We start from the raw sequence: 26119 nt of genomic DNA on the forward strand, positions 1-26119 counted from the left end.
AGGGCACACGAATGAGCAAGCTGGTTACCGATCAAGCCGATGGACTGCGGCGGCTGCTGGCCCATACGCCGACGCGCGTCATCGCCATCGCGGGCATGGGGCGTGGCATGGGTGCGACCACGGCAACCATGAACCTGGGCGCCGCCCTGGTGCAACAGGGCAAGGACGTGCTGCTGCTGGACGAGCACTGCCCGACGTCGGAGTCCATCTGCGGGGCATGGGCCATCGATCCGGCCGGCACGCTGGGCGATGTCGCCGGCGGCCGCCTGAGCTGCCGGCAAGCCGCCGCGCAGACCGGCTGCGGCGTCGGCGTGCTGTCGGCGCCGCCTGGGGAACAGAAGGACGCGGACCCGCGCGCGCTGCTGCAAGGCGGCGTGGTCCTGATCGACACCGTCTTCGACAGCGAGGGCCGCTTGTCGCCGCTCGCCCGGCTGGCCGACGAACTGGTGCTCGTGCTGCAGCCGCATCCGTCATCCATCACCTCGGCCTACGCGGGCATCAAGCGGCTGCACTACGCGCATGCGCTGAGGCAGCTTCGCTTTCTCGTCAACGGCGTGGCCAGCCCCGAGGCCGCCCACCAGATCATGACCAACCTCGCCAACACCGGCAGCCGCTACCTGGCGGTGTCGCTGGAGCCCGCGGGCTGGGTGCGCTACGACGCGCACATGGAAGACGCGCGGCGTTTGCGCCAGACGATGGTCGAGGCGTTCCCGGCAAGCCCCGCCGCGGTGGATTTCCGCCGCATTGCCGCCGACATCGGCAAGTGGCCATGGCGCGCGCAGCCGCCCGGCGCGCGCGCCACCCCGAACACTCTGGCCCAGCCCTCTGCCCGCACGGCGCAGGGGCTGAGCACAGCCGCCGCCTGAGCGCGGCATCGATTCAACGGAAAAGGACGGCCGTGTACACCGCACAGGGAACCATTGAAAAGTCCCATCTGCTCGCGCAGCACCAACCCATGGTGCGCCGCATCGCGCTCCAGATGATCGCCAAGCTGCCGGCGAGCGTCGAGCTCGACGACCTGATCCAGGCCGGCATGCTCGGCCTGCTCGACGCCTCCAACCGCTACCAGGACAACCGCGGCGCGCAGTTCGAGACCTTCGTCAGCCAGCGCATCCGCGGCGCCATGCTCGACGAGCTGCGCGCCAGCGACTGGGGCTCCAGGGGATTGCGCCAGTCGGCGCGCGGCGTCGAGAAAGCCATCCAGGCGCTCGAGCACCGGCTCGGGCGGCCGCCGACGGAGGGGGAGATCGCCAAGGAACTGAAGATGGAGCTGGAGGCCTACCAGTCTCTGCTGCAGGAGATCCAGGGCTGCCAGCTTCTCTACGTCGAGGACTTCTCGAAGGGCGAGGCGGAGAATCCCTTTCTCGACCTGCACGCGCAGGGCGCGCGCAAGGACCGCAGCAGCGACGACCCCCTGGCCCAACTGCTGGAAAGCGGCTTTCGCCACGAGCTCATCGATGCGATCTCGGCGCTGCCGGAGCGCGACCAGCTGTTGCTCAATCTCTACTACGAGGAAGAGCTGAACCTGCGCGAGATCGGCGCGATCCTGGAGGTCAGCCAGTCGCGCGTGTGCCAGCTGCATAGCCAGGCGATCAGCCGGCTGCGCGCGAGCCTGAAGGATCTGCTGGCGTGAGGCCGCTGCCGCTCTTGGCGCCGGCGATGCTGTGTGCCTTTTGCGCCTCGGCGGCGGCCCAGCTGCCGCCCGTCCTCCTGGAGGCCTGCAGTGCGATGGAGCCTTCCTCCAGGCGCCTGCAATGCCTGCGCGCCGCGAATGACCTGCCTTCGGCGCAGGGCGTTCCGGCAGCCCCTTCCGCGCACCCGCCGGCGGCGCCCCGGCGCTTCATGCCGCGGCAGAGCCCGCCTCTCTGCCACGTCGCCCCGGGCGGAGATACCTACACGATCACGGCCAGCGGTCAAAGAGACTACGGCGGCTGCTGAGGCTCCACGGCCGGGCGCCCGAGCGCATCATGGACACTGGGAGTCACTGAGTAGGATAGATTCCGCAGCCATGACCTCGAAGCCCGTTGACCCGGCCTACATGACGGCGAGCGAACTCGCGGACGCATTGGCCGCCCGCAAGTTCTCCGCCGTCGAGCTCGCGCAGTCCGCGATTGCGCGCATCGAGCGCCACGACGCGAAGATCAACGCCGTCTGCGTGCGGGATTTCGAACGGGCCATGGTCGCGGCGCGCGCGGCCGACGCGGCCCGCGCGCGCGGCGAAGTCCGGCCGCTGCTCGGCATCCCGATCACCGTCAAGGAGTCGTTCAACGTGGCTGGCCTGCCGACGACCTGGGGCATGCCGCACTACAGGGACTTCATGCCCGCCGAGGATGCCGTCGCAGTCGCCCGCCTGAAGGCCGCCGGCGCCGTGGTCCTCGGCAAGACCAACGTGCCCTTCGCGCTGGGCGACCTCCAGAGCTACAACGAGATCTACGGCACGACCCGCAATCCCTGGGATCTCGGGCGCACGCCGGGAGGCTCGTCCGGCGGCTCGGCCGCCGCGCTCGCGGCAGGGTATGGCCCGCTCTCGATCGGGTCCGACCTCGGCGGTTCGCTGCGGGCGCCTGCGCACTTTTGCGGCGTCCTTGCGCACAAGCCGACCTTCGGGCTGCTGCCGTCTCGCGGCCACACGCCGCCGCCGGCGCCGGCCCTGCCGATGGAGCGCGACCTGGCGGTGATCGGGCCCATGGCGCGCAGCGCGACCGACCTGGCGCTCATGCTCGACCTGCTGGCCGACCCGGACCCGCGCACGCTGGGCGCCGCCTACCGGCTCGCGCTGCCCAAGCCGCGCCATGAGGACCTGCCGAGCTTTCGCGTGCTCGTGCTCGATACGCATCCGCTGATGCCGAGCGACACCCGCGTGCGCGCCGCCATCGATCGCTTCGCGAACCGGCTCATCAAGGCCGGCGCCAAGGTCTCGCGCGCGAGTCCGCTGCTGCCGGACCTCGGAGACGGCGCGCGGCTCTTCGCCCGCCTGCTCTTCTCCTTTCTCTCGGCCACCTGGCCGCCGGCCATGTTCGAGGCCGCCCGCGCCCGCGCGGCGGGCTTCGAGGCTGGCGACCTGAGCCTCGAGGCCGAACGCGCGCGCGGCGCCGTGCTGAGCCACCGCGATTGGCTGGCGGCGGACACGGCCCGGGTGCGGCTGCGGGACCGCTGGCGGCAACTGTTCGCCAGCTTCGACGTGGTCGTGGCTCCGGTGATGCCCACGCCGGCCTTCCCGCACGACCATGACCCTGACCTCGGCGCCCGCCGCATCCTGATCGACGGCACGCCGCACGGCTACGGCGATCAGCTGGTGTGGCCGGGCATGGCGACGGCCCCGGGCCTGCCTGCCACCGCCATGCCCATCGGCCGGTCCGATGAGGGCCTGCCGATCGGCGTGCAGGCCGTGGGCGCGATGTACGAGGACCGCACCACCCTCCGTTTCGCCGAGCTCGTCGAGCGCGAGTTCGGGGGCTTCGAGCCGCCACCGCTCGATTGAGCGCGAGGGTCGTTCTTCTGTCCGGCTGCCATCCATGAAGAGCATCAAAGAGAACAGAAGACGCCTGCTGCGCATGGCCGCGGCCACTCCGCTCCTGTCCGGCCTCTTGTCATGGTTGCTCGTGCCTTCGCGCGCCCTGGCGGCGCCTGGCCCCCAGCCGCGCGTGCGTCCGGGCGACGCCTCGTGGCCGTCCGAGGCGCAATGGAAGGCGCTGGGCGACAGCCTCAAGGGGCAGCTGATCAAGGTGGAATCGCCGTTGACCCGGTGCCAGGATGCGCCGGGCGGCCCGGCTTGCACGGCCTTGTTCAAGGCGCTCAAGAATCCCTACTTCCTGGGCGACGAGGTCGCTCTGACGCAGACGCTGGGCTGGGTCGACGCATGGACCTCGATGCCGAGCGTCTATGCGGTCGCCGCGCGCAGCACCGAGGACGTGATCGCGGCCGTCGACTTCGCGCGCGAGCACCGGCTGCGCCTGGTGATCAAAGGGGGAGGGCACAGCTACCAGGGCACATCCAACGCGCCGGATTCGCTGCTGGTCTGGACGCGAAAGATGACCGCCATCACGCTGCACGATGCATTCGTCGCGCAAGGGTGCGAGGGACGCGCCGAGCCGCAGCGCGCGGTGACCGTCGAAGCCGGCGCGATCTGGTCACAGGTCTACGACGCCGTCACCACCCAGGCGGGAGGCTACGTCCAGGGCGGCGGCTGCATGACGGTCGGGGTCGCGGGCCTCATCCAGAGCGGGGGCTTCGGGAGCTTCTCCAAGGCCTACGGATTGGCCGCGGCGAGCCTGCTGCAGGCCGAGGTCGTCACTGCCGACGGGGTCGCCAGAATCGCCAATGCCTGCACGAATCCGGAGCTGTTCTGGGGCCTCAAGGGCGGCGGCGGCGGAAGCCTGGGCATCGTCACCCGGCTCACCTTGCGGGTTCACGATCTCCCTGATGAATTCGGCGCGGTCACGATGAGCATCCAGGCCTCGTCGGCAGCGGCGTTTCGCCGGCTGATCGGCCAGATCGTCGGCTTCTACAGTGAGAAGCTGCTGAATCCGCACTGGGGCGAACTGATCCGCTTTCGGCCGGACAACGTCGTCAGGGTCAACATGGTGTTCCAGGGGCTCGGCCGGCGCCAGGCGCGCATGGTCTGGCAACCCTTCCTGGATGCCATTGCCGACGCCCCGCAGGACTACAAGCTCGAACTGGCGCCATGGGGCATCGTGGCGCTCTCAGCCCGGCGCTTCTGGGCACCTTCCTTTCTCAAGAAGCTGCTGGGCATCATGCAGGCCGACGACCGGCCGGGCGCGGCCGAGGGCAATGTGTTCTGGGCCGGCGACCAGGGCCAGGCGGGGCAGGTCCTGCACGGCTACCAGTCGACCTGGCTTCCCGCTGCGCTGCTGCGCCAGGACCGGCGGGAGGCTCTCTGCGATGCCTTGTTCGCGGCGAGCCGCCATTGGGGCCTGTCCCTGCACGTCAACAAGGGCCTGGCGGGGGCTTCGGACGAAGCGATCGCGGCGGCCAAGGACACAGCCACGAACCCCGCGGTGCTGGACGCCTTCGCGCTGGCCATCAGCGGCGCGGAGGGGCCGCCGGCCTATCCGGGCGTTCCCGGCCACGAGCCCGATGCGCCGTTGGCTCGCCAGCATGCGCGAGCCGTCGGCAGCGCCATGGACGCGCTGCGCAAGCTGATTCCGGACGCAGGCTCCTACGTGTCTGAAAGCAATTTCTTCGAGGCCGACTGGCAGCGATCCTTCTGGGGCTCCAACTATGCGAGGCTGCTCGCAGTGAAAGAGCAGTACGACCCTGAGGGCCTGTTCTTCGTTCATCACGGCGTGGGCAGCGAGCACTGGAGCGCCGACGGATTCACAAGGCCCGCTTGAGGCTGGAAAGCATCATGAAGACAGCACTTCTCGTCATCGACGTCCAGCAGGGCCTGTGCGAAGGCGAGCACCATCCCTTCGACCTGGCAGGGGTCATTGCCCGCATCAACCAGGTCTCAGCCCAGGCGCGCGGGGCGGGCACTCCGGTGATCTTCATCCAGCACGAGTCGAGTTCCGACTTTCTGGAGTTCGGGACCGATGCATGGCAGCTGGCCCGAGGTCTTCATGTGGAGGACGCTGACTTGCGCCTGCGCAAGACCACCGCCGACGCTTTCCATCGCACGGAGCTGGAGCAGATCTTGAAGTCGCATCGTGTGACGGATCTCGTGATCTGCGGGATGCACACGGAGTTCTGCGTGGACACCACCACCCGCAGGGCGCTGGCGCTCGGATACCCCGTGGTGCTGGTGGAAGATGCGCACACCACCGAAGGCAATCGGCATCTGTCGCCGATCCAGGTGATTCGGCATCACAACGAAACGCTCACGAACATCGGCAGCTTCGGCCCGAGGGTCCGCGCCATCGCCGCCGACGAGGTGCGCTTCGTTCAGGTCGGCGTCTCGGTCCCCGCGAGTTCGCGCTCGTAGCGGACCTGATCGGCTTTGTCCTGGAAGCTGACCATCAGGTAGGCATCGAGGTCGGCCTTGTCCAGGGCCCAGGCGCTGTGCACGCTCCATGGCCCGGCCCATCGCTTCAGGTCGCGCTTGAGTTCCTTCAAGCCCACGTAGGGCATGACGACGACGTAGGGAAACGGGCCATCGCCCTCACTCATGAGAGCGGATTGGCCGTAGTTGTATTTCGTTCCTCGATAGACAACAGTGCTCATATGCCGAATGAATGCGTTCCGTATTCAACGCGCCGTGAGTCGACGCATCTGTTCCGTTCGGCATTCTAAGTACGGGTCGCGCCCGGTTTCGCTCGCCGATGTCAGCTGCACGCCAAACCTCGACCGGTGATTAGCACGTCTTTGGAATGCTTCCGAATGCATCCGCCCGGCTCGTTGCATTCTCGCTGCATAGCGAGAATTCGCGACAATTGAGGGCTTTGGCCCTGGAGAAATGCGCCCTAGGATTTTGCTTATGGAAGCAAAAAAACGAATGGGAGGCGCCCGGCCTGGTGCGGGCAGGAAGCGCCTGGAGGCCGGCGAGATCACAGTTCCAGTGACGATCAAGATGAGTGCGCCGCAGAGGGAAAAGCTGCGTCGGCTCGGCGGCCCGCGATGGGTGCGCGAGCGCATTGTCGAAGCGAAAGAGCCCACCACCGAATAGCGCCGCGCCTCGGGGCGCGGATCCGACCACAGCCGGACTGCGGCGCTGGACTGCTCGCACAGTTCGCTAGCCCGTTGGGGCCCCGGACCGACTACATTCGCTACACGGCCCGCAAAAGCAAAAAGCCCGTCATCTTTTGGATGACGGGCTTTTTCTACTGCAATTGGTGCCGGAGAGATGAATCGAACACCCGACCTTCTCATTACGAATGATGGGATAGATATATTCCCATGTGTTGAGTGCTGTAGATACAATCGATAAAAATCAACAACTTACGGCGGTTATGCTGGATGGGCAAACAGGCTAAGCGTTGATTGAAGCAGGGCGGGATTCGCCTTATTTGCCTACAGATTGCCTACAGATTCGGGGTTGCGCCATGAATGTACAGAAAAGCAGGGTTCGCCTGACCGCTGGCCGGGCTGAGTCGTTTACCTGCCCCCGCGACAAGTCCCAGGCCTTCCTTTGGGACAGTGAGGCCCCCGCGCTGGCGCTGCGCGTAACGCCAACAGGGCGGAAGACTTACGTCTTTGAATCTCGCCTTCACCGGGCAACCGTCCGCATCAACATCGGCACCGCCGCAGACTGGCCCATCGAAAAGGCGCGAGGCGAGGCGAAGCGCCTAAAAATGCTGGTGGACAGTGGCACCGACCCCCGCGAGGTGGAACGCCAAAGAGCAACCGACAAGGCCGCCCTTGCCGCCTCCGCCGCAGCTAAGTCCCTGACGGTTGAGGAAGTGTGGCCGCTGTATCTGGAGCAGGGCAGGCCCAAGCGCCGCGACGCGTGGAAGCCGCGCTACTTGTTAGACCTGAAGGCGATGTCCGCCGCTGGTGGCGTGAAGAAGAAACGAGGGGAGGGGCTGACTCGACCGGGGCCGCTCTATCCGTTGCTGGCGCTGCCGCTGGCCGCAGTGAACGAGGACAGCCTAAAGATTTGGTACGACCGTGAAGCCATTGCAGGCAAGCACCAAGCCGCCCGCGCGTTGATGATGTTCCGAGGGTTCCTTCGCTGGTGCGCTGCCCGGCCCGAATATCGAGGGCAGACTGACCGCGACGCGGGCAAGGCCGCCGCCATCTTGGAGAACCTGCCGAGCAATACGCGCCGCACTGACGCGTTGGAGGCTGCGCAGGTGCTGGGTTGGTGGGGCGGTGTTGAGCAACTGAGCAACCGCACTGCATCGGCTTACCTGCGCGCCCTGCTATTGACCGGTGCCCGCCGCGAGGAATTGGCCGCGCTCAGATGGGCGAACGTGGATTTTCAATGGCGCAAGCTCACCATCGCCGACAAGGTAGACGCGACCCGGACCATTCCCCTCACTCCGTACTTGGCGCAACTGCTGGCGACCCTGCCGCGCACCAACGGTTTTGTTTTCGCCAGCACGGGGAAAGCAGGACGCATTTCCGACACCCGCGCAAGCCACGCCAACGCCCTGCGAAGCGCTGCAGTCGAGGGCCTGACTATCCACGGTCTCCGCCGTTCGTTTTCGCTGCTTGGGGAGGCTGCTGGGGCGCCTGCCGGAGCCATTGCCCAAGTGATGGGGCACAAGCCAAGTGCGACCGCAGAGGGCTACCGTCCACGAAGCATTGACGCGCTGCGCCCGTATCTGGAGCAGATAGAAGCCCACATCTTGGGGTTGGCCGGTGTGCAGTTCGTGGCCGAAGCGGAGCCCGGTAAGCTGCGTGCCGTGAACTGATATTTTTGCCCCAGCCTAGCCCGCGCTTAATTACCGCTGGCGAAAAGTCGGACACCTTCACCGACAGGCTGGGGCCCCTTATGAGGTCGCACTTTGAAGGGTGCTATGTCCGAATTATTTGAGCGAGTGCTGCACCATCTGGAGGGCAGCGAGTGTCGGTCACAGGAATGGCATACAGCCGATGGAATAAGAGCCGTAGAGGCCTCCAGCACTGGGCCGGAACGCTGGATTGAGCGCGTAACCGAACGAGGCGTAATGACTGCGCTGGATTGCGTTTCAATCATTTTCTTTGCCTTGGATGATTGGAGCGATTCACCTTCCAGCGAACAGGAATGCGGCCTTGCCGAAGGATGGGCCGCAGAACTTCGCAATGCCGCCGCTGCCGGTGAAATTCAAGCCCGCGACCCCTTCACCTTGCTTGCTTTGCACAACGTGCCCGAAGGCTGGGATTGGGGCTTGTCAATAGTCGATGCCGATAGATTTGTGGCCGCCCGTGGCATGGCCTGGAAATGCAGCGAGATAGCCACGCACCTCTACAGCGAGTGCAAAGCCGGTATTGATAGGCTGCGCTTTCCCTTCGAAACCCTCGCCCCGAACCCGGAGCCAGCACGGCAACAGAACACAGCAACTCCCGCGCGCATGGTGGCTGAGAGCGCCAACAATACCCGGCCGCAAAACGAGCTTGATTGCGTTCCGTACTGCACTGCTGCATGGCAGATAGGGGAGCAGGAAGGAGGATGGAGCCGGGAGCAGTTGCACGCGTTCATTGATAGCCTTGCTGTGGCAATCCGCCAAGACGTGCTGCGAGTGCGCGACAAGTACGGCAACAAGATTCCACACCCTGGCACCGTGCATCACATCAATTGGCATCTTTGCCCTGCTGATTTCAACAAATGGCAGCGTGAGAGGGAGGACGAGCGACATCGATGGGTGGTGCAGGCTGCCCCACACTTGCCGACGGCGAGCAATGCGCCCGAGCCGATTGGTTCAGTCCGTGGCATTCAACATCCCCCTTCGCGCTCGGCTCAACTGGCCGAGTGGCAGGTATGGAAGAACATCCCTTCATGCGCGCTATGGGAAGCTGTTTGCCTAACGTATGACATTGAGCCGGACGACGAGCGGCACGACATGGCGCTCTGGCTCCAATCTAAGCGGGGCGCACCGTATGGGTTTCCAGCGGACTTTGCAGAACGGCTAAGAGTGGCGCAAGCAAACGTCAGCACCAAAGGGCCGATAGAACCGCTGGAGCTTTACACCGGTGTTCGAGAAGACGCACGCGCAAAAGTCCGTCTTTCCGATGTGGCGAAATTCGCCCTCGACTGCGGGTGGCAAATACCCGGCGCAATGCGAGCGCTCGTGGACCCCATGGCGTTGGCCGCGAAAGCGGAGCATGACCGGAAGAAATCGAAGGAGCTTGATGCGATGCGGGTGCCCGGCGATAGTGGCACGTCAACCGGTCAGCAATTGCTTTCTGACGATAAACCGCCCGGGCGCCAGGCCGCGCCCGTGGTCGCTGAGAGCGTGTCCCGTGTCATTCACTCGACCAAAGAACGTCGCGACACCTTAACGCCCGTTATTGAGTTTGCACAAAAGCAATGCCGCAACCCGCAAGACACTGCCGAGGTCTGGGGCGCTTTGCTGGTGCTAGCTGAAAGGAAGCACCCCCCATTAATCGGGACAACGGAGGACGGTTTGCAGTACCTGAACAAGGGGAGCGCTGACATCTTCAAAAGAAAATCATTGGGTCAGCGACTGGCCCGGTAAGGCCCGCCAAGTACCGACAAGGCCCGCTATGGCCCGCGAACGTTCCACTTTTTAGCAACGTCCGAATACTGAGAAACCTTCAGCAATACGCCGCGAGGCAGAAGGTTTTTCAGTATGCAACCACCAACCATTTCAGGCATCCAAGCGATGCGCGAGGCACATGCCCCGCAACAACCGTTCCCGTCACTGGAATCTGTCACCCGCCCAGCGGTGGAAACAGCCGCCGCTGCCTACTACCTAAACCGCCGACCGCAGACTATGCGCGGCTGGGCCTGCCTCGAGAATGGCCCCCTCCGTCCTATCCGCATCAATGGCCGCCTTGCGTGGCCCGTCGCCGAACTGCGCCGCGTTTTGGGGGTGGCGTGATGTCGGCCGCAGTCAATCGCCTGTTGCTGCGCCTTTGGTGCACCATGCCCTCCCAGTGGTTGCAACGCTGGAGGGGTGTGAAATGAGGAAAGCCCCCGCACCAGTCTTCATCGAGGCGCAAGGGGCTTTTGGAAATCACGAACGACATCGCGATTCTAAACGACCTGCTGAATTTTTAGGCACTGACAATCCACGCCATCTTCGCGCTATCCATGCGCTGCGCGTCAGTCCTCGGACCCGCGAAAGCCTCGACCATATCGCCGGGTGCAGCAACGGGCCGGAGCTTGTGGCCGAACTGCGCCGCCGTGGGCTGGATGCCCCGTGCGACAAGGCGCCGTGCATCGACCGCGACGGGTTCGAGGTCAAGCGCGGCATTTATCACTTCACCGCTGCCGACCGCCGAAAGATTCGCCGCTGGCTGGCGCGACGTGCCAACGCAGGACAGCGGGGCTTGGATGCTTAACGGGCACACTTCCGACCGCGCACGCGATGCGCTGCACGCTATCCCGCCCGACCTGCCCCGTGATGAATGGGTGCGCGCTGGCATGGCCGCCAATGCTGCCGGGCTCGACTTCGACACGTTCAACGACTGGAGCGCGCAGGGGGACAGCTACAACGAACGCGACGTCCGCGACACTTGGCGCAGTTTCAAGCCGGGCAAAGGTATTGGCGCCGGAACCTTGTTCAAGATGGCCGCAGAGCTTGGAGGCTGGGGCATTTCTGACCAGCAAAGGCCACCGCAGCCCCCCAGAAAGGCCGCAGAGCCGCCGCGCAAGCCAGCCCTAGGCATGAGCCCTGGCGAAGTGTGGAACCGCTGTACGCCCGCGACCATCGCGCATCCCTACATCGAGCAGAAGCACGCCGCAGGAGTTCCGCTCCATTGCTTGCGAGTGCTGCCCGATGGCGACGCTCTGCGCATCGCTGGCGAGTCAATGGCCGGTGCGCTGGTGGTGCCGGTACTCCGCGCCGATGGCACGGCATCGAGCCTGCAATTCATCGCGCCGCCCGCAGTGGCCGAACGATTGAAGGCCCAAGGCAAGCCGGGAAAGTTGAATCTACCGGGTGCCAGTGTTGAAGGCTCCTTCACCGTGGGCGAGCTTGTGCCCGGTGGCGTGGTGTTCGTTTGCGAGGGCATCGGGCAAGCGTGGGCGGCATGGAAGGCGACAGGCTGTGCCGCTGTGGTGTGCTTCGGCTGGGGCCGCGTGCGTGCCGTCGCTACCGAGCTTCGTCAACGCGACACATCCGCCCGGCTGGTGTTGCTGCCGGATGTGGGGAAGGAGCAGGAAGCCGAAACCATCGCCCGCGAAGTGCGCGCGGCTGTGGTGAACATGCCCGACGGCTGGCCGCATAACAGCGACGTGAGCGACTACGCGCTGCGCGAAGGAGGCGACATGCTGGCCGACCTGCTGGAGCGTGCGCGAGCGCCCGCGCCGCCCGAGCCCCGATACAAGCTACTGACCGGCGACGACCTGCACGACTTGCCTCCGCTCGCATGGCGGGTGCGTGGTGTCCTGCCTGCGGTGGGGCTCGCCGCGCTGTATGGCCCGAGCGCATCGGGTAAATCATTCCTCGGCTTCGACATGGCCTGCGCGATTGCCGAGGGCTCCCGCTGGTTTGACTGCCGCGTGGAAGGCGCGTCCGTGGTCTATGCCGCGCTGGAGGGTGAAGCGGGGTTCAAGCTGCGCGCCCAGGCATGGGAGGCGAGCCGGGGCCGTGCGTTGCCTGCTGACCTGCGAATGATGCTGCAACCGTTCAAGCTGACCGAACCTCAAGACGTGCATGACCTGGCCGCTGTGGTGCCCGCTGGTGCTGCGGTGTTCGTGGACACGTTGAACCGCGCCGCACCGACCGCAGACGAAAACAGTTCTCGCGACATGGGCGAGATTCTGGAGGCCGCGAAGCGCCTGCAATCGATGACCGGGGGGCTGGTGGTGCTCGTGCATCACACGGGTAAGGACTCGACGCGAGGACTTCGTGGGCACAGTTCCCTATTTGCTGCAATGGATGCCGCCGTGGAGGTGTCACGCGATGGCGACCGCAGGGAATGGAAGGTTGCGAAGTCCAAAGACGGGCAAGACGGCGACGCGCACCCGTTCAAGCTGCGGATTGAAACGCTCGGCATTGATGCTCACGGCGACGCGTTGACATCCTGTGTGGTGGAGCGCGACACCGCCGCCCAAGATGTGCGTGCCGTGAAGTTGCCCCAGGGAGGCAATCAAAAGATTGTGCTTACTGCGCTGCGTGCCATGTTCAAGAAAGAAGGCGAGACGAGCAAGCCGGGAGCCCCGCCGCTTGCCCCTTGCGTCGAGATTGAGGCCGCCGTGTTGTTCGCGGCATCCGCGCTGCTGGTGGCACCAGATAGGAAGACCGAACGCGCCCGAGATGCCATTACGGGGCTAGTGGCCCGTGGTGTGCTGGGCTGCGCCGAGGGCTGGCTATGGCAAGTGTGACGCCCCGAAATTCCCCGTTTTCACCGTTCTCGGAGATTCCCAGGCCCGAAATTCCCCGCCCCCCCTATAAGGGGGGAGGTTTTCGGGGTTGTGTTTCCGGGGCGCTGGTTTACTGCATCGAGAGAGGTCCGACACCATGACAAAGAAAGCCCCGAATGCACCCATTGCGGACAAGACCCGCCGCCTAGAGGTGGCGACTGAGCCGGGCAAGACAGCAGATAGGCAGTGTGCAGAACTTGCCGCGCATGGGCTGGCTGGCAATGCGTTGACGCTGGTGAACTTCAGTCGTGTGGGCATAGGCGAGCTTTCGCTCACCGACTGCATGGCGGTGCTGAAGGGCAAGGGCGAGGCTGTGAATCGAGGCGACATGCGCGAGGCCGAGGCGCTGCTAGCCGCACACGTTGCATCGCTGAATGCCATCTATACCGAGCTTGCCCGCCGCGCTATGTTGAACATGGGCGAGCATCTTGGGGCGACAGAAACTTATCTTCGACTGGCGATGAAGGCGCAGAGCCAATGCCGCTCCACCATCGAGACATTGGCAGAGATGAAAAGCCCTCCCGTGGTGTTCGCTCGACAGGCCAACATCAGCAACGGGCCGCAGCAAGTGAACAACGGTATGCCGTCTAGCGATGGGGAACGCTCCGCGCAGGCGCGCGCGCCCGCACGAGAAAAGCAAATCACGCCGACCGAACTTTTAGAGGATGCAACTGATGGCCGCACGCAACTGGACCCCGGAGCAACGACAACGACAGGGAGAGCTTATAGCGCGTTGGAGCCCGTGGAAGCACGCCACAGGGCCGCGCACTGAAGAAGGCAAAGCGACCGCGTCCCGCAATGGTTGGACGGGCGGGCATCGCGTGATATTGCGCGAGCTGTCCCGCGCGCTTCGAGAGCAACGTGAGACCGTGGAGGCTTTAGTTTGAGAACAGCAAATAACAGGGGGCCGCCAGTTCTGTCCCGTTCTCTACAACTTATGATGGCTCAGCCGCAGGACAGCGGCGGAGGGTGGTGCATGGCAGTCGCAATCATTCATGTCGTCGGAGCACTCGTTGCCTCCTTCGCCTTCGGGATTCTGGTCCTGTTCATAGGAGGCTGGGAACAAGGACGTGTCCAGAAGCGCCGCCTACAAGACGCGTCCATTGCATTAGGCGTTCCCCTTGCTTCTCTGGAGAACGACGACAACCTGATTCCAAGATTCCTTCAATACGCGTCGCAGCGTTTCAGCGGCGAGCTACTACGAAACAGATTCTCCGACCTGTGCGGAGCCCTGCGGACTGCGTGGGGGTGGTTGAGCACTCTGCTGCAAGTCGGGATAGTCGTAGGGGTGGGGTGGTCGATGTACGCGAGCGGCGCTGAGAACGCGGTGTATATGTGGTCAGTGCTCGCCGTCTCTGTCTTCTTCTGGCTTGGGAGCGTAGGCTTCTCCTTTGCATGCCTGCTGTTGACGGGCCGCTACCCGGGCGAGGCGAAGACTGCCCGGAAGTCAATCGCCGCGCTCATTGAGCAGCGAAACGCGACGGCGGTGCACGAGGCAGCGAGGCCACTCGCCACAGCGTGGTAGACCCGGGGGGGGGGCTAAATGCCTGCAACGCCCGGCCGCAGGACACCGCACGGTATCTCACGCAGAGAAAAAATCCCGCGTGAGAATCAAATCACCAAACGAGCCCAGGCCACAGCGCCGGGTTTGTTGTTGAAGTAGCGCCACGAGCCGAACCCCTGTACCTTCATGGGCCGTGAACTATGTGGGATGGGCAATGACTGAATTCGTCGTGACGGTCGTTCTCTGGGCCTTCGGTTTGGTGCTTGCAATCTGGTCCGTTGGATTGCTGATTTTGGCTGGATGGGCTGCCCGACGCTGGGTAGTCTTCGCGTTGCTACTTGCTGGGTTGGCCGCTGGTCTGAAGTATGAGTTGGGGCTCGTCCTCGCCCTGTATGCCCTGGCAGTCGTTGCCATTGGTGCTGCCGTGATTTTCCCGAGAGATTGGACGCTGGCCGAACGAGCCAAACGAAGTGTGGCACGAGACCGAGAGCGCAAAGGATACACATCCGACGAACGCTAGCGCCCGTGCCGAGCTGTGCCCACCGCAGCCGCTCGCATCCCCGAGCAATTCGGGCAAGTTGCCTACAGATTGCCTACAGGCCGCCAGAAAGAGAAAAGCCCGCTATCTTTTCGATAGCAGGCTTCCCTTACTGCGATTGGTGCCGGAGAGATGAATCGAACACCCGACCTTCTCATTACGAATGAGCTGCTCTACCGACTGAGCTACACCGGCTAAGCCCGCGATTATAGCGCCTCGTGATACCCCGTCAGCCGCTCGACCTCATTCTTTGACCCCAACACAACAGCCACGCGTTCATGCAGCTTGCTCGGTGGCAGGTCCAGGATGCGTTTTCGCCCGTTGGTCGCCGCACCGCCGGCCTGTTCGACCAGCCAGCTCATCGGATTGGCCTCGTACATCAGCCGCAGCTTGCCGGCCTTCTCGGGCTCGCGCTTGTCCCACGGGTACATGAAGACGCCGCCGCGCATCAGGATGCGGTGCACGTCGGCCACCATGCTGGCAATCCAGCGCATGTTGAAGTCCTTGCCGCGCGGGCCGTCCTTGCCGGCCAGGCACTCGTCGATGTAGCGCTTCACCGGGTCATCCCAGTGGCGCATGTTGCTCATGTTCACCGCGAACTCCTTGGTGTCCGCCGGGATCTGGATGTCCTCCTGCGTCAGCATGAAGGAGCCCTGCTCGCGGTCGAGCGTGAACATCGCGACGCCGTTGCCCACGGTCAGCACCAGCGTGGTCTGCGGGCCGTAGATGCAGTAGCCCGCTGCCACCTGCTTCGTGCCCGGCTGCAGAAAATCCGCCTCCTGCACGCCGGGCGCGCCGTCGGGTTTCTTCAGCACGCTGAAGATGGTGCCGATGCTCACGTTCACGTCGATGTTGCTCGAGCCGTCCAGCGGGTCGAACAGCAGCAGGTACTCGCCCTGCGGGTAGCGGTTGGGCACCACGTGGATGCTGTCCATCTCCTCGCTGGCCATGGCCGCCAGGTGGCCGCCCCATTCGTTGGCCTCGATCAGCACTTCGTTGGCAATGATGTCCAGCTTCTTCTGGATCTCACCCTGCACGTTCTCGCTCTCGGCCGTGCCGAGCACGCCACCCAGCGCGCCCTTGTTGACGGCCTGGCTGATGGTTTTGCACGCGCGGGCGACCACTTCGAGCAAGAGGCGCAGCTGGCCGGGAATGAGGCCGTCGGCGCGCTGTTGCTCGACGAGATAGCGGGTCAGGGAAATCTTGTGTTGAGCCATGGGCTTCCTGGGTTTGGTCGTCAGTTGCCGGCGAGGGCGCGGTTCACGACCTCCTGCGTGTCCTTGCTGAGGTCGGGCCTGGCCGCCACGCGCGCAATGGCCTCGCGCGCTGCGCTGCGGTAGGGCTCGGCCAGCTTGCTCCAGCGGTCGAGCGCGCGCGCGAGGCGGGCGGCGACCTGCGGGTTGATGGCGTCGAGTTCGATCACGCGGTCGCTCCAGAACACGTAGCCCGCCGCGTCGGGGCGGTGGAAGGCGCCGGGGTTGGCGTTGCAGTAACTGAAGATCACGCTGCGCGCGCGGTTCGGATTCTTGATAGAGAAGTCCGGGTGCTTCATCAACTGCTTGACCAGCGGCAGGATGTCGCCGCCGCGGTCGGGCGCGCCGGCCTGGAGGGAGAACCACTTGTCGATGACCAGGGCCTCGTCCTTGAAGAGCGCGTGGAAGCGCGCCAGCGCCTGCGCCGCCAGCGCGTGGCCGGAGGAGACCAACGCGTTGAGGGCGTTGAAGCGGTCGGTCATGTTGCCCGCGTCCTTGAAGCGCTGCAGCGTCTTGCCGGGCCACACGGTGTCGCCGCTGGCACGCGCGGCGATGCACAAGTGGGTGAGGGCGATGCCCGACAGCGCGCGGCGGCCCGAGGAGACGGGGTCGGGCTTGTAGGCGCCGGTTTCCTGGTTCTCCTCGTAGGCGCGTTCCCAGTCGGCGAAGAGGGTGGTGGCCAGTTGCGCGCGCATGGCTTCACGCACGAGGTGCACGCGTTGCGGGTCGACGATATCCAGCTGCTCGGAGATGTAGGTCTCCGAAGGGAGCGTGAGCACCAGCTCCTTGAACGCGGCATCGAGCTTCGGGTCGCGCAGCACGCTGCGCATCGCGTCGAGGTAGGCATCGTTCAGCGGTGCCTCGCTCGCGCCCACGGCCGTTGTGTCGATGGCATGGGTTGCTGCGCGCAACGCCAGGCGCTGGCCGGCTTCCCAGCGATTGAAGGGGTCGGGGTCGTTCGCCAGCAGGGTGAGCAACTGGGCGTCGCTGTACTCGTAGTCGAGGATCACGGGCGCGCTGAAGCCGCGCAGGATCGAGGGTACCGGCTCGGCGTCCAGGTTGACGAAGGTGACATGTTCGTCCGCGCGAGTAAGGACGATCGTCCGCGTGCCCAGCATCTCGCCGCCTTCGCCTTCGAGCTGCAGCGGCAGTTCGCGGCCGTCGGCGCTCAGCAGTCCGATGTTGACCGGAATCACGAAGGGCTCTTTCATCGGCTGGCCCGGCGTCGGCGGGCAGCTCTGCACGAAGCTCAGCGTGTAGCTGCGCGAGGCCGCGTCGTACGCGCCCTGGGCCGCGAGGCGGGGCGTACCGGCCTGCGAGTACCAGCGCTTGAACTGCGGCAGCAGCCGCGCGAGGTCCGAATCGGGGTTGGCGTCGGCAATGGCTTGCGCGAAGTCGTCGCAGGTCACGGCCTGGCCGTCGTGGCGCTCGAAGTACAGCGAGATGCCGCGCTCGAAGCCCTTGCGACCGACCAGCGTCTGCATCATGCGCACGACCTCGGCACCCTTCTCGTAGATGGTGACGGTGTAGAAGTTGCTGATCTCGATGTAGCTGTCGGGCCGCACCGGATGCGCCATCGGGCCAGCGTCCTCGGGGAACTGGGCGGTGCGCAGCACGCGCACGTCCTCGATGCGCTTGACGGCGCGCGCCGAGGCGTCGGCGCACAGGTCCTGGCTGAACTCCTGGTCGCGGAAGACGGTGAGGCCTTCCTTCAGCGAGAGCTGGAACCAGTCGCGGCAGGTGACGCGGTCGCCGCTCCAGTTGTGGAAGTACTCGTGGCCGACCACGCTTTCGATGTTGCTGTAGTCGGCGTCGGTGGCGGTTGCCTGGTTGGCCAGAACGTACTTCGTGTTGAAGATGTTCAGGCCCTTGTTCTCCATGGCGCCCATGTTGAAGTCGCTGGTGGCGACGATCATGAAGCGGTCGAGGTCCAGCGGCAGGCCGAAGCGCGCCTCGTCCCACAGCACGGAGTACACGAGCGAGTTCATGGCGTGCTCGGTCTTGTCGAGGTCGCCGGCGCGCACAAAGACCTGCAGCAGATGCTCCTTGCCGTTGCGCGCCTTGATGTGCTGTTCGCGCGCCACCAGCTTGCCGGCGACCAGCGCGAAGAGATAGCAGGGCTTCTTGAAGGGGTCGACCCATTTCGCGAAGTGACGCCCCTCGGGCAGCGCGCCCTGCTCGACGAGGTTGCCGTTCGACAGCAGCACGGGGTAGGCGGCCTTGTCGGCGCGCAGCGTGACCGTGTAGCTGGCCATCACGTCGGGTCGGTCGAGGAAGTAGGTGATGCGGCGGAAGCCTTCGGCTTCGCACTGCGTGAAGAAGGTGTCCTCGCTCACGAACAGGCCCATGAGCTTGGTGTTCTTCACGGGGCAGCAGGTGGTGAAGATTTCCAGCTCGAAGGCGTCGGGCAGGTTGTCGATCACGAGCTGGTCGCCTTCCATGCGGAAGGACGCGCCCTGGCCGTCGACCAGCACGCGCGCGAGGTTGAGTTCGTCGCCGTCCAGGCGCAGGGGCTCGACGGCGGTGTCGGGATTGCGGCGCAGGCGCATGCGGTTGAGCACGCGCGTCTTGGCGGGGTCGAGGTCGAAAGTCAGGTCGACGGTGTCGATCCAGTAGGCGGGCGCACTGTAGTCCTCGCGACGGATCGCGATGGGTTGGCCTTGGGCATCACGCAACAGCATCGAGGGTCTCCAGAAAGTTTGATCTTGTGAGTTCTTCGTAGTCGCGCACGGCCGCGATCACGTGCGGCCCTGCGAGTTCGGTCGCGCTATGGCTGCTGCAGACGGCCACGGCGCGCATGCCGCCTCGACGGGCGGCCTCGATGCCGAAAGGCGCGTCTTCGAAGACGATACAGCGCGCGGGTGACACGCCGATGCGGCGGGCGGCTTCGAGAAAGATGGCCGGCTGCGGCTTGCCCGGCAGGCCTTCGTCGCCGCCGACGATGGCGAGCGGCGCCGGGTCGAGCCGGAGCAGCGACAGAGTGAACGCGATGTTGTGCCGGTCGCCGGCCGTTCCGATCGCGATCTTCAGGCCGCGCGCGACCGCCGCCCTGGCAAAGCCGCGAAAGCCCGCGACCTCGCGGAACTCGGCACCGAAGAGCTCGCGGTAGATGGATTCCTTCTCGTGCGTGATCTCGGCGCTCTCGGCCTCGCTCACCTCGCGGCCCATCAGCTCGCAGGCGCATTCGTAGGCGGTACGGCCGGTGGTGCGGCGCATGAGATCGGGCACGTCGACAGTCATGCCGCGGCGGCGCGCGTATTCGACCCATGCCTTGGCGTGCCAGGGCATGGATTCGACCATGGTGCCGTCCATGTCGAAGATCAGCGCGTCCACCCCCATCAGACGCCTTGCTTCAAAGAAGCTTCAATGAAGACGTCGAGGTCGCCGTCCAGCACCTTCTGGGTGGCGGAGACTTCGACGTTGGTGCGCAGGTCCTTGATGCGGCTGTTGTCCAGCACGTAGCTGCGGATCTGGTGGCCCCAGCCGACGTCGGTCTTGCTGTCTTCCAGCTTCTGCTGCTCTTCCTGGCGCTTGCGCATTTCGTGGTCGTACAGGCGCGAGCGCAGGCGCTTCCAGGCGACGTCGCGGTTGCTGTGCTGGCTTCGGCCGTCCTGGCACTGCACGACGATGCCGGTCGGGATGTGCGTGAGCCGCACGGCCGAGTCGGTCTTGTTGATGTGCTGGCCGCCGGCGCCGCTGGCGCGGAAGGTGTCGACGCGCACGTCGGAGGGGTTGATGTCGATCTCGATCGAGTCATCGATCTCCGGATACACGAAGATGCTGGCGAAGCTGGTGTGGCGCCCGCCCGAGGAGTCGAAAGGCGACTTGCGCACGAGCCGGTGCACACCGGTCTCGGTGCGCAGCAGTCCGAAGGCGTAGTCGCCCTCGACCTTGATGGTCGCGCCCTTGATGCCGGCGGTATCGCCCGGCGTCTCGTCCTCGATCTGCGTCTTGAAGCCCTTGCGTTCGGCGTACTTCAGGTACTGGCGCAGCAGCATGCTGGCCCAGTCGCAGGCCTCGGTGCCGCCGGCGCCGGCCTGGATGTCGACGAAGGCGTTCAGCGGGTCGGCCGGGTTGTTGAACATCCGGCGGAACTCGAGCTGCTTGATGTCGGCTTCAAGCTTGGCGGCGTCATCGGCGATGGACTGGAGACCGTCCATGTCGCCGTCTTCCTTCGACATCTCGAAGAGCTCGGTGTTGTCGGAGAGCCCGCTGGTGAGGCGGTCGAGCGTGACGACCACGTCGTCGAGCGACTTCTTCTCGCGGCCGAGTTCCTGAGCCTTCTTGGGGTCGTTCCAGACCTTGGGATCTTCGAGCGATGCGTTGACCGTCCTCAGACGTTCGGCTTTGGCATCGTAGTCAAAGATACCTCCGTAAATCGACTGTGCGCGCGCTCAGGTCCGCGAGCGATGCGCCGATTTGGTTGATTTGTTCTGCGTCCATGGGGAGTCCTGCGATGTGGTGTGGGCCCGGAACCAGCCGGGTGGCAATCCGCGATTTTCTCACGCGAGCGGATTGCCGGCGCTCAGAGCTTGCGGATGTATGCAAAGAGCAGGCCATTGATGCCGAGGGCGACGACCTGGAGCGAGTCCTTCGGTGTCAGGCGGTAGCCGATTCCGGGAATGATGACGGGGGCAAAGCCGCCATGGTTGAAGGGCACCTTGTCCTTGAACTTGCCCTTGTAGCCATAGATGATGCCGAAGGTGACCTTGCCGTAGAGCGAGGGCACGCCGAACAGGTCATCCCATTGCTGGCCGAAGTAGGCGTAGCCCGAGGGCTGTCCGAACGAGTTCCTGAAGATCGCCGCGCCCCACAGGGAGTCGTCGGGCTGGACGCGCTCGATGCCCAGCAGCACGACATCGCGATGTTCTGCGCTGTGTCCGCGGTGGTAGGTGTAAGGCGAGGCCACGAGCTGCCACGAGGGCTCCGCTGCGGTGGTCGTCTCGACGGCGCCATGCGCGTGGCACAGCGATGAAGCAAACCCGCAGTGGGCGCCAACCATGAGCGCCGCGCCGCGCAAGAGGGCACGTAGTTTCGGCATTGGAATTCCCTGACACTGTTATTTGTGCCCGGATTATCAAGGACCCCACCCTTCAGGTGGCGAGAAAGCCCTCGATCAGCCCGGCCACCCGCTCTGGCTGGTCGTGGTGCAGCATATGGCCGGCATCCTCGACGCGCGCGATGCGGACATCGGGCACGGACTTGAGGCGCTCGTGGTAGTCGTCCAGCGTGTAGCGGTCCTTCCACCATCGGCCGAAGCTGTCGTCCGACGCCTCGACGGCCAGCAGCGGCGCGGCGATGCGGGCGTAGAGCGCGAGCATCTCGTCGACGCGGAAGATGTTGGCATTGATGATCTTGTGTGCCGGATCGCCAAGGATGTCCCAGCGCTCGGTGCCATCGGGCTGGGGCCTCGCGGCGGACCAGTGGCTGGCGAGCCAGTCGGCCTTGTCCTGCGTGAGGCGCGGATTGGTCTTCATGAGGCGGCGGGCGACGCCGTCGGGTCCCGGGTAGCTGGCCAGTCCCATCTCGCCGCGATGCAGGCGCTTGAGTTCGTCGATCCATTTGCCGAAGCGCCTGGGGGCCTCCTCCGCCGGAATCGGCGGCATGCCGAAGCCTTCGAGGTTCACCAGCCGGCGGATGCGCTGCGGCCGCACGCCCGCGTATTGCATCGCGACGTTGCCGCCCATGCTGTGGCCCACGAGGTCGACCGGTGTATCGCCGGCATAGTGGTCCAGCAGCCATTCGAGGTCGGCCAGGTAGTCGGGCATCCAGTAGTTGTCGACGGCGCCGCCTTCGGTCAGGCCAAAGCCGCGCCAGTCGGGCGCGACGACCCAGCGCGCGTCGGCCAGGGCATCGACCACGAATTGCCAGGACGCGGCGACGTCCATCCAGCCGTGCAGCAGGACCAGCGGCGCTCGTGCAGGCGAGGGCTCGCCCCAGAGGCGGACGTGATAGCTGAGATTGCGAACGGGCACGAATTCGCTGCGGGAAGGGCGGAGGGCTTGGTACATCGATCGCGATGATACGGAGGCTGCCCGGCGCGACGCAGTCCGCTGCAGGACACGCAAGGGCGCGGTAGCATTTCGCATATGAAAAAAGTTCAACTCGGTCAAAGCGACCTCCACGTCACACCGATCTGTCTCGGCACCATGACCTTCGGTGAGCAGGTGAATGAGCCCACCGCCCACGCCATCCTCGAGCGCTCGCTCGAGCGGGGCGTCGACTTCATCGACACCGCCGAGATGTACGCGGTGCCGACCCGCAAGGAAACCTACGGCGCCACCGAAAGCATCATTGGCAACTGGTTCAGCAAGAACCCGGGGATGCGGCAGAAGATCGTGCTGGCGACCAAGGTGGCCGGACCGACACGGGCCACGCCCTGGGTGCGCGAAGGCACGGGCATGACCGCCGCCGACATCATTGCTTCCTGCGAGGCCAGCCTGAAGCGTCTGCGCACGGATGTGATCGACCTCTACCAGATCCACTGGCCAGAGCGCCATACGCCGGCATTCGGCCAGATCTATTACAACCCGGCCAGGGAAACGTCGACCACGCCCATCCACGACCAGCTCGAGGCCCTGGGCAAGCTCGTGAAGGCGGGCAAGGTGCGCGCCATCGGTCTTTCGAACGAAACGCCCTACGGAGTGCACGAGTTCGTGCGCCTGGCCGAGCAGCATGGCCTGCCGCGCGTGGCGACGGTGCAGAACGTCTATTGCCTGGTGAGCCGCGCGCTGGAGAACGGCCTGGACGAGACGATGCACCGCCTGGGCGTCTCGCTGCTGGCCTATTCGCCGCTCGCCTTCGGCCTGCTCACCGGCAAATACGACCTTGGCGGCACCGAGGGCCCCGATGCGCCCAAGGGGGCGCGCATCTCGAGCTACGAGTCGGTGCGCAAGCAGCGCTGGGGCCGCCCCGATGCGCTGAAGGCCGCGCGCCGCTACAACCAGCTCGCGCGTGACAACGGCATGACGCCGGTCAGGCTCGCGCTCGCGTTCTGCTACACGAAGTGGCAGGTGGCGAGCACCATCATCGGCGTGACTTCGGTCGCGCAGCTGGATGAGGATCTCGACGCCTGGGGTACCACGCTGTCGCCTGAAGTGCTGGCGGAAATCGACCAGATCCGCTGGGAAATCCGCGACCCCGCCGCCTGAGCAAGGGCGCATGGCGAAGAAGACGCACATCAGCGAAACGCCCGCAACCCAGTTGTTGCGGGCCAATGGCGTCGCCTTCACCGAGCACCCCTACGAGTACCAGGAGCACGGTGGCGCGCAACGCGGCGCCGAGATGCTGGGCATGGACCCCTACACGGTGGTCAAGACGCTCGTGATGCAGGACCAGGATGCCAAGCCGCTGATCGTGCTGATGCACGGCAACCGCACGGTGTCGACCAAGAACCTCGCGCGGCAGATCGGCGCCAAGTCGGTCGAGCCCTGCAAGCCGGAGGTCGCCAACCGGCACAGCGGCTACCTGGTCGGCGGCACCTCCCCCTTCGGGACGCGGCGGGCGATGCCCGTCTATGTGGAGGCGACCATTCTCGAATTGCCGAGAATCGCAATCAACGGCGGCCGCAAGGGCTTCCTGGTGGGCATCGACCCGCAGGTCTGCGTGCGCCTGCTCGGCGCCAGGCCCGTGCATTGCGCGCTGGCAGAATAGCCGGCTGCCTCGACCGGAGGCATGCCGCCGGGTTTGCCGGCCCGGAGACACCGTGAGTTTTCATCTTCCCTCGTTCATCGCGATCGTTCTGTCCTACCTGCTCGGGTCGCTGTCCTTCGCGGTGATCGTCAGCAGGTCGCTCGGCATGGCCGACCCCCGCAGCTACGGCAGCAAGAATCCGGGCGCCACCAACGTGCTGCGCTCGGGCAACAAGGGGGCCGCGCTAGCGACGCTGCTGCTCGACGCGCTCAAGGGCTTTTTGCCGGTGTTCCTGATCCGGCAGTTGGGCGAGCGCTTCGACATGGGGCCGGGGGTCGCGGCGCTCACGGGGCTGGCTGCCTTTCTCGGTCACCTCTATCCGGTGTTCTTCGGTTTTCAGGGTGGCAAGGGGGTCGCAACGGCGGCCGGCGCGCTGCTGGGCATCGATCTGCTCCTGGGTCTTGCCACCGGCACCACCTGGCTGATCATTGCCCTCTTCTTCCGCTACTCCTCGCTCGCCTCGATCGTGGCGGCCTTCTTCGCGCCCGCCTATTACCTGCTCGGCGGGGGCATCGCCTGGCCGCTGCATCGCACGGTGCTGCTGGCGCTGATCACGATCAGCCTGCTGCTGATCTGGCGACACCGCGAAAACATCCGCCGGCTCGCGGCCGGCACGGAATCGAAACTTGGCTCGAAGAGGAAGGAATGACCATGGCAACCATCCAACGCTTTCATGTGGGCCCGCGCCTGAGCGAAACGGCCGTCCACAACGGCACTGTCTACCTCGCGGGCCAGGTGCCCGACGACACCTCGCAGGACATCCGCGGCCAGACGGCGCAGGTGCTGGCCATGGTCGACCGCCTGCTGGCGGAAGCCGGCAGCGACAAGTCGCGCATCCTGATGACGCAGATCTTCCTGTCCGACATCACGGACATCGTCATGATGAACGAGGTCTGGGACGCGTGGATTCCCGCCGGCCACACGCCCCCGCGCGCGACAGTGCAGGCCGCGATGGCCAAGCAGAGTTACAAGATCGAGATCGTCGTGACCGCCGCCGTGGCCTGAGTGGCGGCCGGCGCCGGCCGGGCCGGTGGCGTTGCTGTTTCTAGTAGCGCTTCTCGAGAACCATCTGGTCCGAGTCGCGCCGCATCGAGAAGCGATTGATGAAGCTGTTGCCGAGCAGGACGTAGGGCATGGCCTGCTGCGAGACGATGGCCTCGACGTCATAGACCTCGACATCGCCGACGCGCACGGAGTTGAGGTTGACGCGATAGCCCATGGCGACGCCGTTGGCCGTGCTCATGCGCACCGGCTGCCCCTTGCTGAAATCGAGTCCGATGCGCTGCGCATCGGCTGCGGACATCGCAACGCTGGTGGCGCCCGTGTCGAGCATGAAGCTGACCGTGCGGCCGTTGATGGCACCTTGCGTCATGAAGTGGCCGCCGCTCGAAACCGGCAGCACGATGCGGGTGCCGCCGCCGCCCGGCCCGCCGCCACCGATGCTCACCGGCGTGTCCATGCGCAGTGCGATGCGTTTGCCCCCCGCCTCGACGGTGGCCTGCTCGCCCTGAAGCGAGACCAGCCTGACGCCCTGGAAGCTTTCGCCGACCGTCACCGTCTTCGGCGCGCTGCCGTTCACGATCAGGATGGCGCGGCTGCCGATGGTGCCGGTCAGCATGACCGACTGGGCGTGCGCGAAAGCGCAGCTTGCGGCCAGCAGCAGCGGAAGAAGGGCCTTCATGCCGAGGCCTCGGCTTTAGTCGCGGAAGTTGTTGAAGGTGAGCGGCATGTCCGGCACGTCCTTCTTGATGAGGGCCATGGCAGCCTGCAGGTCGTCCCGCTTGGCGCCGGTCACGCGTACCGCGTCGCCCTGGATGGCCGCCTGCACCTTGAGCTTGCTGTCCTTGATCAGGCGCTGGATCTTCTTGGAGGTCTCGGTTTCGATGCCGCTCTTGACCTTGATGACCTGCTTGACCTTGTCGCCGCCGATCTTCTGCACGTCGCCCTTGTCGAGGAAGCGCACGTCGACGCCGCGCTTGGTGAGCTTGGCGCGCAGGATGTCCTCGACCTGCACCAGCTGGAACTCGGCGTCACCGATCATGGTGATTTCCTTGTCCTTGAGCTCGACGGCGGCCGCGGTGCCCTTGAAGTCGAAGCGCGTGCCGATTTCCTTGGCGGTGTTTTCGACCGCGTTCTTGACCTCGGGCAGGTTGGGTTCACAAACGGTGTCGAAAGACGGCATGAGAGCTCCGGCGCAACAA

Annotated in this window: 27 protein-coding genes and 2 tRNA genes; 18 read left to right on the top strand and 11 right to left on the bottom strand. The window is 65.2% G+C overall.

Going from position 1 to position 26119, the window contains the following annotated elements:
• Nucleotides 1-11 precede the first annotated feature (11 nt).
• The 6 genes from AC1DNF_RS17390 to AC1DNF_RS17415 all read left to right on the top strand — a co-directional run bounded on the left by AC1DNF_RS17390 (nt 12) and on the right by AC1DNF_RS17415 (nt 5941).
• The gene (locus AC1DNF_RS17390; protein ID WP_478149857.1) at nt 12-866 is read left to right on the top strand and encodes a MinD/ParA family ATP-binding protein; all 855 of its coding nucleotides are present in this window, start codon (nt 12-14) and stop codon (nt 864-866) included.
• A gap of 32 nt (nt 867-898) precedes the next feature.
• On the top strand, nt 899-1633 hold the full coding sequence (locus tag AC1DNF_RS17395) for an RNA polymerase sigma factor FliA (RefSeq protein WP_478149858.1): 735 nt from the start codon (nt 899-901) through the stop codon (nt 1631-1633).
• On the top strand, nt 1630-1938 hold the full coding sequence (locus AC1DNF_RS17400) for a hypothetical protein (RefSeq protein WP_478149859.1): 309 nt from the start codon (nt 1630-1632) through the stop codon (nt 1936-1938). Before AC1DNF_RS17395 ends, AC1DNF_RS17400 begins: the two co-directional genes overlap by 4 nt.
• Before the next feature lie 70 nt (nt 1939-2008).
• A complete protein-coding gene (locus tag AC1DNF_RS17405; RefSeq protein WP_478149860.1) occupies nt 2009-3481 on the top strand; it encodes an amidase in 1473 nt (490 codons plus the stop codon).
• A gap of 34 nt (nt 3482-3515) precedes the next feature.
• Nucleotides 3516-5354, top strand: coding sequence for an FAD-binding oxidoreductase (locus AC1DNF_RS17410; protein WP_478149861.1), 1839 nt, complete (start codon nt 3516-3518; stop codon nt 5352-5354).
• A gap of 14 nt (nt 5355-5368) precedes the next feature.
• A complete protein-coding gene (locus AC1DNF_RS17415) occupies nt 5369-5941 on the top strand; it encodes a cysteine hydrolase family protein (RefSeq protein WP_478149862.1) in 573 nt (190 codons plus the stop codon).
• On the opposite strand, the gene AC1DNF_RS17420 is transcribed toward AC1DNF_RS17415, so the two are convergent.
• The gene (locus AC1DNF_RS17420) at nt 5902-6180 is read right to left on the bottom strand and encodes a hypothetical protein (protein ID WP_478149863.1); all 279 of its coding nucleotides are present in this window, start codon (nt 6178-6180) and stop codon (nt 5902-5904) included. The genes AC1DNF_RS17415 and AC1DNF_RS17420 overlap by 40 nt on opposite strands.
• A 606-nt stretch (nt 6181-6786) precedes the next feature.
• Nucleotides 6787-6901, bottom strand: a tRNA-Thr gene (locus AC1DNF_RS17425).
• A gap of 97 nt (nt 6902-6998) precedes the next feature.
• On the opposite strand from AC1DNF_RS17425, the gene AC1DNF_RS17430 reads away from it, so the two are divergent.
• The 8 genes from AC1DNF_RS17430 to AC1DNF_RS17465 all read left to right on the top strand — a co-directional run bounded on the left by AC1DNF_RS17430 (nt 6999) and on the right by AC1DNF_RS17465 (nt 14955).
• Nucleotides 6999-8312: a tyrosine-type recombinase/integrase gene (locus tag AC1DNF_RS17430; RefSeq protein WP_478149864.1), complete on the top strand. Its 1314-nt coding sequence runs from the start codon at nt 6999-7001 to the stop codon at nt 8310-8312.
• A 255-nt stretch (nt 8313-8567) separates the two neighbouring features.
• Nucleotides 8568-10076 carry a hypothetical protein gene (locus AC1DNF_RS17435; RefSeq protein WP_478149865.1) on the top strand — a complete coding sequence of 503 codons (1509 nt, stop codon included), beginning with the start codon at nt 8568-8570 and terminating at the stop codon, nt 10074-10076.
• Between the two features lie 147 nt (nt 10077-10223).
• On the top strand, nt 10224-10442 hold the full coding sequence (locus tag AC1DNF_RS17440) for a hypothetical protein (protein ID WP_478149897.1): 219 nt from the start codon (nt 10224-10226) through the stop codon (nt 10440-10442).
• A gap of 82 nt (nt 10443-10524) precedes the next feature.
• The gene (locus AC1DNF_RS17445) at nt 10525-10905 is read left to right on the top strand and encodes a hypothetical protein (RefSeq protein ID WP_478149866.1); all 381 of its coding nucleotides are present in this window, start codon (nt 10525-10527) and stop codon (nt 10903-10905) included.
• Entirely contained in the window at nt 10898-12892 is a 1995-nt protein-coding gene (locus tag AC1DNF_RS17450) for an AAA family ATPase (RefSeq protein WP_478149867.1), read from the top strand. Before AC1DNF_RS17445 ends, AC1DNF_RS17450 begins: the two co-directional genes overlap by 8 nt.
• A gap of 136 nt (nt 12893-13028) precedes the next feature.
• Nucleotides 13029-13703: a hypothetical protein gene (locus AC1DNF_RS17455; RefSeq protein WP_478149868.1), complete on the top strand. Its 675-nt coding sequence runs from the start codon at nt 13029-13031 to the stop codon at nt 13701-13703.
• 204 nt (nt 13704-13907) lie between these two features.
• A complete protein-coding gene (locus AC1DNF_RS17460; protein ID WP_478149869.1) occupies nt 13908-14456 on the top strand; it encodes a hypothetical protein in 549 nt (182 codons plus the stop codon).
• Nucleotides 14457-14649: 193 nt separating this feature from the next.
• Nucleotides 14650-14955, top strand: coding sequence for a hypothetical protein (locus tag AC1DNF_RS17465; protein ID WP_478149870.1), 306 nt, complete (start codon nt 14650-14652; stop codon nt 14953-14955).
• A 137-nt stretch (nt 14956-15092) separates the two neighbouring features.
• Here the strand turns inward: AC1DNF_RS17465 and AC1DNF_RS17470 are convergent.
• From AC1DNF_RS17470 to AC1DNF_RS17500, 7 genes are all read right to left on the bottom strand, one after another.
• Nucleotides 15093-15168, bottom strand: a tRNA-Thr gene (locus tag AC1DNF_RS17470).
• A gap of 11 nt (nt 15169-15179) precedes the next feature.
• Nucleotides 15180-16190: a class 1 fructose-bisphosphatase gene (locus tag AC1DNF_RS17475; RefSeq protein WP_478149871.1), complete on the bottom strand. Its 1011-nt coding sequence runs from the start codon at nt 16188-16190 to the stop codon at nt 15180-15182.
• 20 nt (nt 16191-16210) lie between these two features.
• Entirely contained in the window at nt 16211-18907 is a 2697-nt protein-coding gene (gene pepN, locus AC1DNF_RS17480; protein WP_478149872.1) for an aminopeptidase N, read from the bottom strand.
• The gene (locus tag AC1DNF_RS17485; RefSeq protein ID WP_478149873.1) at nt 18894-19565 is read right to left on the bottom strand and encodes an HAD family hydrolase; all 672 of its coding nucleotides are present in this window, start codon (nt 19563-19565) and stop codon (nt 18894-18896) included. Before AC1DNF_RS17485 ends, pepN begins: the two co-directional genes overlap by 14 nt.
• Nucleotides 19565-20669, bottom strand: a protein-coding gene (gene prfB, locus AC1DNF_RS17490) for a peptide chain release factor 2 (RefSeq protein WP_478149874.1) whose coding sequence is annotated in 2 segments (ribosomal slippage) — nt 19565-20587 and nt 20589-20669 — 1104 coding nt in all. Because the reading frame shifts where the segments join, the coding sequence is not laid out codon by codon here. Before prfB ends, AC1DNF_RS17485 begins: the two co-directional genes overlap by 1 nt.
• A gap of 82 nt (nt 20670-20751) precedes the next feature.
• A complete protein-coding gene (locus AC1DNF_RS17495; protein WP_478149875.1) occupies nt 20752-21267 on the bottom strand; it encodes an ABC transporter ATP-binding protein in 516 nt (171 codons plus the stop codon).
• A 52-nt stretch (nt 21268-21319) separates the two neighbouring features.
• Nucleotides 21320-22237 (bottom strand): alpha/beta fold hydrolase, encoded by a 918-nt coding sequence (locus AC1DNF_RS17500; protein ID WP_478149876.1) that lies wholly within the window; start codon nt 22235-22237, stop codon nt 21320-21322.
• A 78-nt stretch (nt 22238-22315) separates the two neighbouring features.
• Between AC1DNF_RS17500 and AC1DNF_RS17505 the strand changes: the two genes are divergently transcribed.
• Genes AC1DNF_RS17505 through AC1DNF_RS17520 form a run of 4 tightly spaced genes read left to right on the top strand, consistent with a single transcriptional unit; the run spans nt 22316 to nt 24923 of the window.
• On the top strand, nt 22316-23377 hold the full coding sequence (locus AC1DNF_RS17505; protein ID WP_478149877.1) for an aldo/keto reductase: 1062 nt from the start codon (nt 22316-22318) through the stop codon (nt 23375-23377).
• Nucleotides 23378-23387: 10 nt separating this feature from the next.
• Entirely contained in the window at nt 23388-23879 is a 492-nt protein-coding gene (locus AC1DNF_RS17510; protein ID WP_478149878.1) for an aminoacyl-tRNA deacylase, read from the top strand.
• Between the two features lie 52 nt (nt 23880-23931).
• Nucleotides 23932-24567 (top strand): glycerol-3-phosphate 1-O-acyltransferase PlsY, encoded by a 636-nt coding sequence (gene plsY, locus AC1DNF_RS17515; protein ID WP_478149879.1) that lies wholly within the window; start codon nt 23932-23934, stop codon nt 24565-24567.
• Nucleotides 24568-24569: 2 nt separating this feature from the next.
• Nucleotides 24570-24923, top strand: a complete 354-nt coding sequence (locus AC1DNF_RS17520; protein ID WP_478149880.1) for a RidA family protein — start codon at nt 24570-24572, stop codon at nt 24921-24923.
• Between the two features lie 40 nt (nt 24924-24963).
• Here AC1DNF_RS17520 and AC1DNF_RS17525 read toward each other — a convergent pair whose 3' ends face one another.
• A complete protein-coding gene (locus tag AC1DNF_RS17525; RefSeq protein ID WP_478149881.1) occupies nt 24964-25599 on the bottom strand; it encodes a retropepsin-like aspartic protease family protein in 636 nt (211 codons plus the stop codon).
• Nucleotides 25600-25614: 15 nt separating this feature from the next.
• Nucleotides 25615-26100 (bottom strand): YajQ family cyclic di-GMP-binding protein, encoded by a 486-nt coding sequence (locus AC1DNF_RS17530; protein WP_478149882.1) that lies wholly within the window; start codon nt 26098-26100, stop codon nt 25615-25617.
• Between the last annotated feature and the right edge of the window lie 19 nt (nt 26101-26119).

The sequence above is a fragment of the Variovorax sp. 01T432 genome (genome assembly GCF_056398605.1).

What these genes read in the sequence shown, in the direction of transcription:
- AC1DNF_RS17475 (WP_478149871.1), bottom strand. Translation starts at nt 16,190, where the DNA reads ATGGCTCAACACAAGATTTCCCTGACCCGCTATCTCGTCGAGCAACAG.
- AC1DNF_RS17520 (WP_478149880.1), top strand. Translation starts at nt 24,570, where the DNA reads ATGGCAACCATCCAACGCTTTCATGTGGGCCCGCGCCTGAGCGAAACG.
- AC1DNF_RS17430 (WP_478149864.1), top strand. Translation starts at nt 6,999, where the DNA reads ATGAATGTACAGAAAAGCAGGGTTCGCCTGACCGCTGGCCGGGCTGAG.
- AC1DNF_RS17460 (WP_478149869.1), top strand. Translation starts at nt 13,908, where the DNA reads ATGGCAGTCGCAATCATTCATGTCGTCGGAGCACTCGTTGCCTCCTTC.
- AC1DNF_RS17465 (WP_478149870.1), top strand. Translation starts at nt 14,650, where the DNA reads ATGACTGAATTCGTCGTGACGGTCGTTCTCTGGGCCTTCGGTTTGGTG.
- AC1DNF_RS17450 (WP_478149867.1), top strand. Translation starts at nt 10,898, where the DNA reads ATGCTTAACGGGCACACTTCCGACCGCGCACGCGATGCGCTGCACGCT.
- AC1DNF_RS17435 (WP_478149865.1), top strand. Translation starts at nt 8,568, where the DNA reads ATGACTGCGCTGGATTGCGTTTCAATCATTTTCTTTGCCTTGGATGAT.
- AC1DNF_RS17405 (WP_478149860.1), top strand. Translation starts at nt 2,009, where the DNA reads ATGACCTCGAAGCCCGTTGACCCGGCCTACATGACGGCGAGCGAACTC.
- AC1DNF_RS17420 (WP_478149863.1), bottom strand. Translation starts at nt 6,180, where the DNA reads ATGAGCACTGTTGTCTATCGAGGAACGAAATACAACTACGGCCAATCC.
- AC1DNF_RS17390 (WP_478149857.1), top strand. Translation starts at nt 12, where the DNA reads ATGAGCAAGCTGGTTACCGATCAAGCCGATGGACTGCGGCGGCTGCTG.
- AC1DNF_RS17510 (WP_478149878.1), top strand. Translation starts at nt 23,388, where the DNA reads ATGGCGAAGAAGACGCACATCAGCGAAACGCCCGCAACCCAGTTGTTG.
- AC1DNF_RS17415 (WP_478149862.1), top strand. Translation starts at nt 5,369, where the DNA reads ATGAAGACAGCACTTCTCGTCATCGACGTCCAGCAGGGCCTGTGCGAA.
- AC1DNF_RS17530 (WP_478149882.1), bottom strand. Translation starts at nt 26,100, where the DNA reads ATGCCGTCTTTCGACACCGTTTGTGAACCCAACCTGCCCGAGGTCAAG.
- AC1DNF_RS17495 (WP_478149875.1), bottom strand. Translation starts at nt 21,267, where the DNA reads ATGCCGAAACTACGTGCCCTCTTGCGCGGCGCGGCGCTCATGGTTGGC.
- AC1DNF_RS17440 (WP_478149897.1), top strand. Translation starts at nt 10,224, where the DNA reads ATGCGCGAGGCACATGCCCCGCAACAACCGTTCCCGTCACTGGAATCT.
- AC1DNF_RS17500 (WP_478149876.1), bottom strand. Translation starts at nt 22,237, where the DNA reads ATGTACCAAGCCCTCCGCCCTTCCCGCAGCGAATTCGTGCCCGTTCGC.
- AC1DNF_RS17485 (WP_478149873.1), bottom strand. Translation starts at nt 19,565, where the DNA reads ATGGGGGTGGACGCGCTGATCTTCGACATGGACGGCACCATGGTCGAA.
- AC1DNF_RS17445 (WP_478149866.1), top strand. Translation starts at nt 10,525, where the DNA reads ATGAGGAAAGCCCCCGCACCAGTCTTCATCGAGGCGCAAGGGGCTTTT.
- AC1DNF_RS17525 (WP_478149881.1), bottom strand. Translation starts at nt 25,599, where the DNA reads ATGAAGGCCCTTCTTCCGCTGCTGCTGGCCGCAAGCTGCGCTTTCGCG.
- pepN (WP_478149872.1), bottom strand. Translation starts at nt 18,907, where the DNA reads ATGCTGTTGCGTGATGCCCAAGGCCAACCCATCGCGATCCGTCGCGAG.
- AC1DNF_RS17410 (WP_478149861.1), top strand. Translation starts at nt 3,516, where the DNA reads ATGAAGAGCATCAAAGAGAACAGAAGACGCCTGCTGCGCATGGCCGCG.
- AC1DNF_RS17505 (WP_478149877.1), top strand. Translation starts at nt 22,316, where the DNA reads ATGAAAAAAGTTCAACTCGGTCAAAGCGACCTCCACGTCACACCGATC.
- AC1DNF_RS17455 (WP_478149868.1), top strand. Translation starts at nt 13,029, where the DNA reads ATGACAAAGAAAGCCCCGAATGCACCCATTGCGGACAAGACCCGCCGC.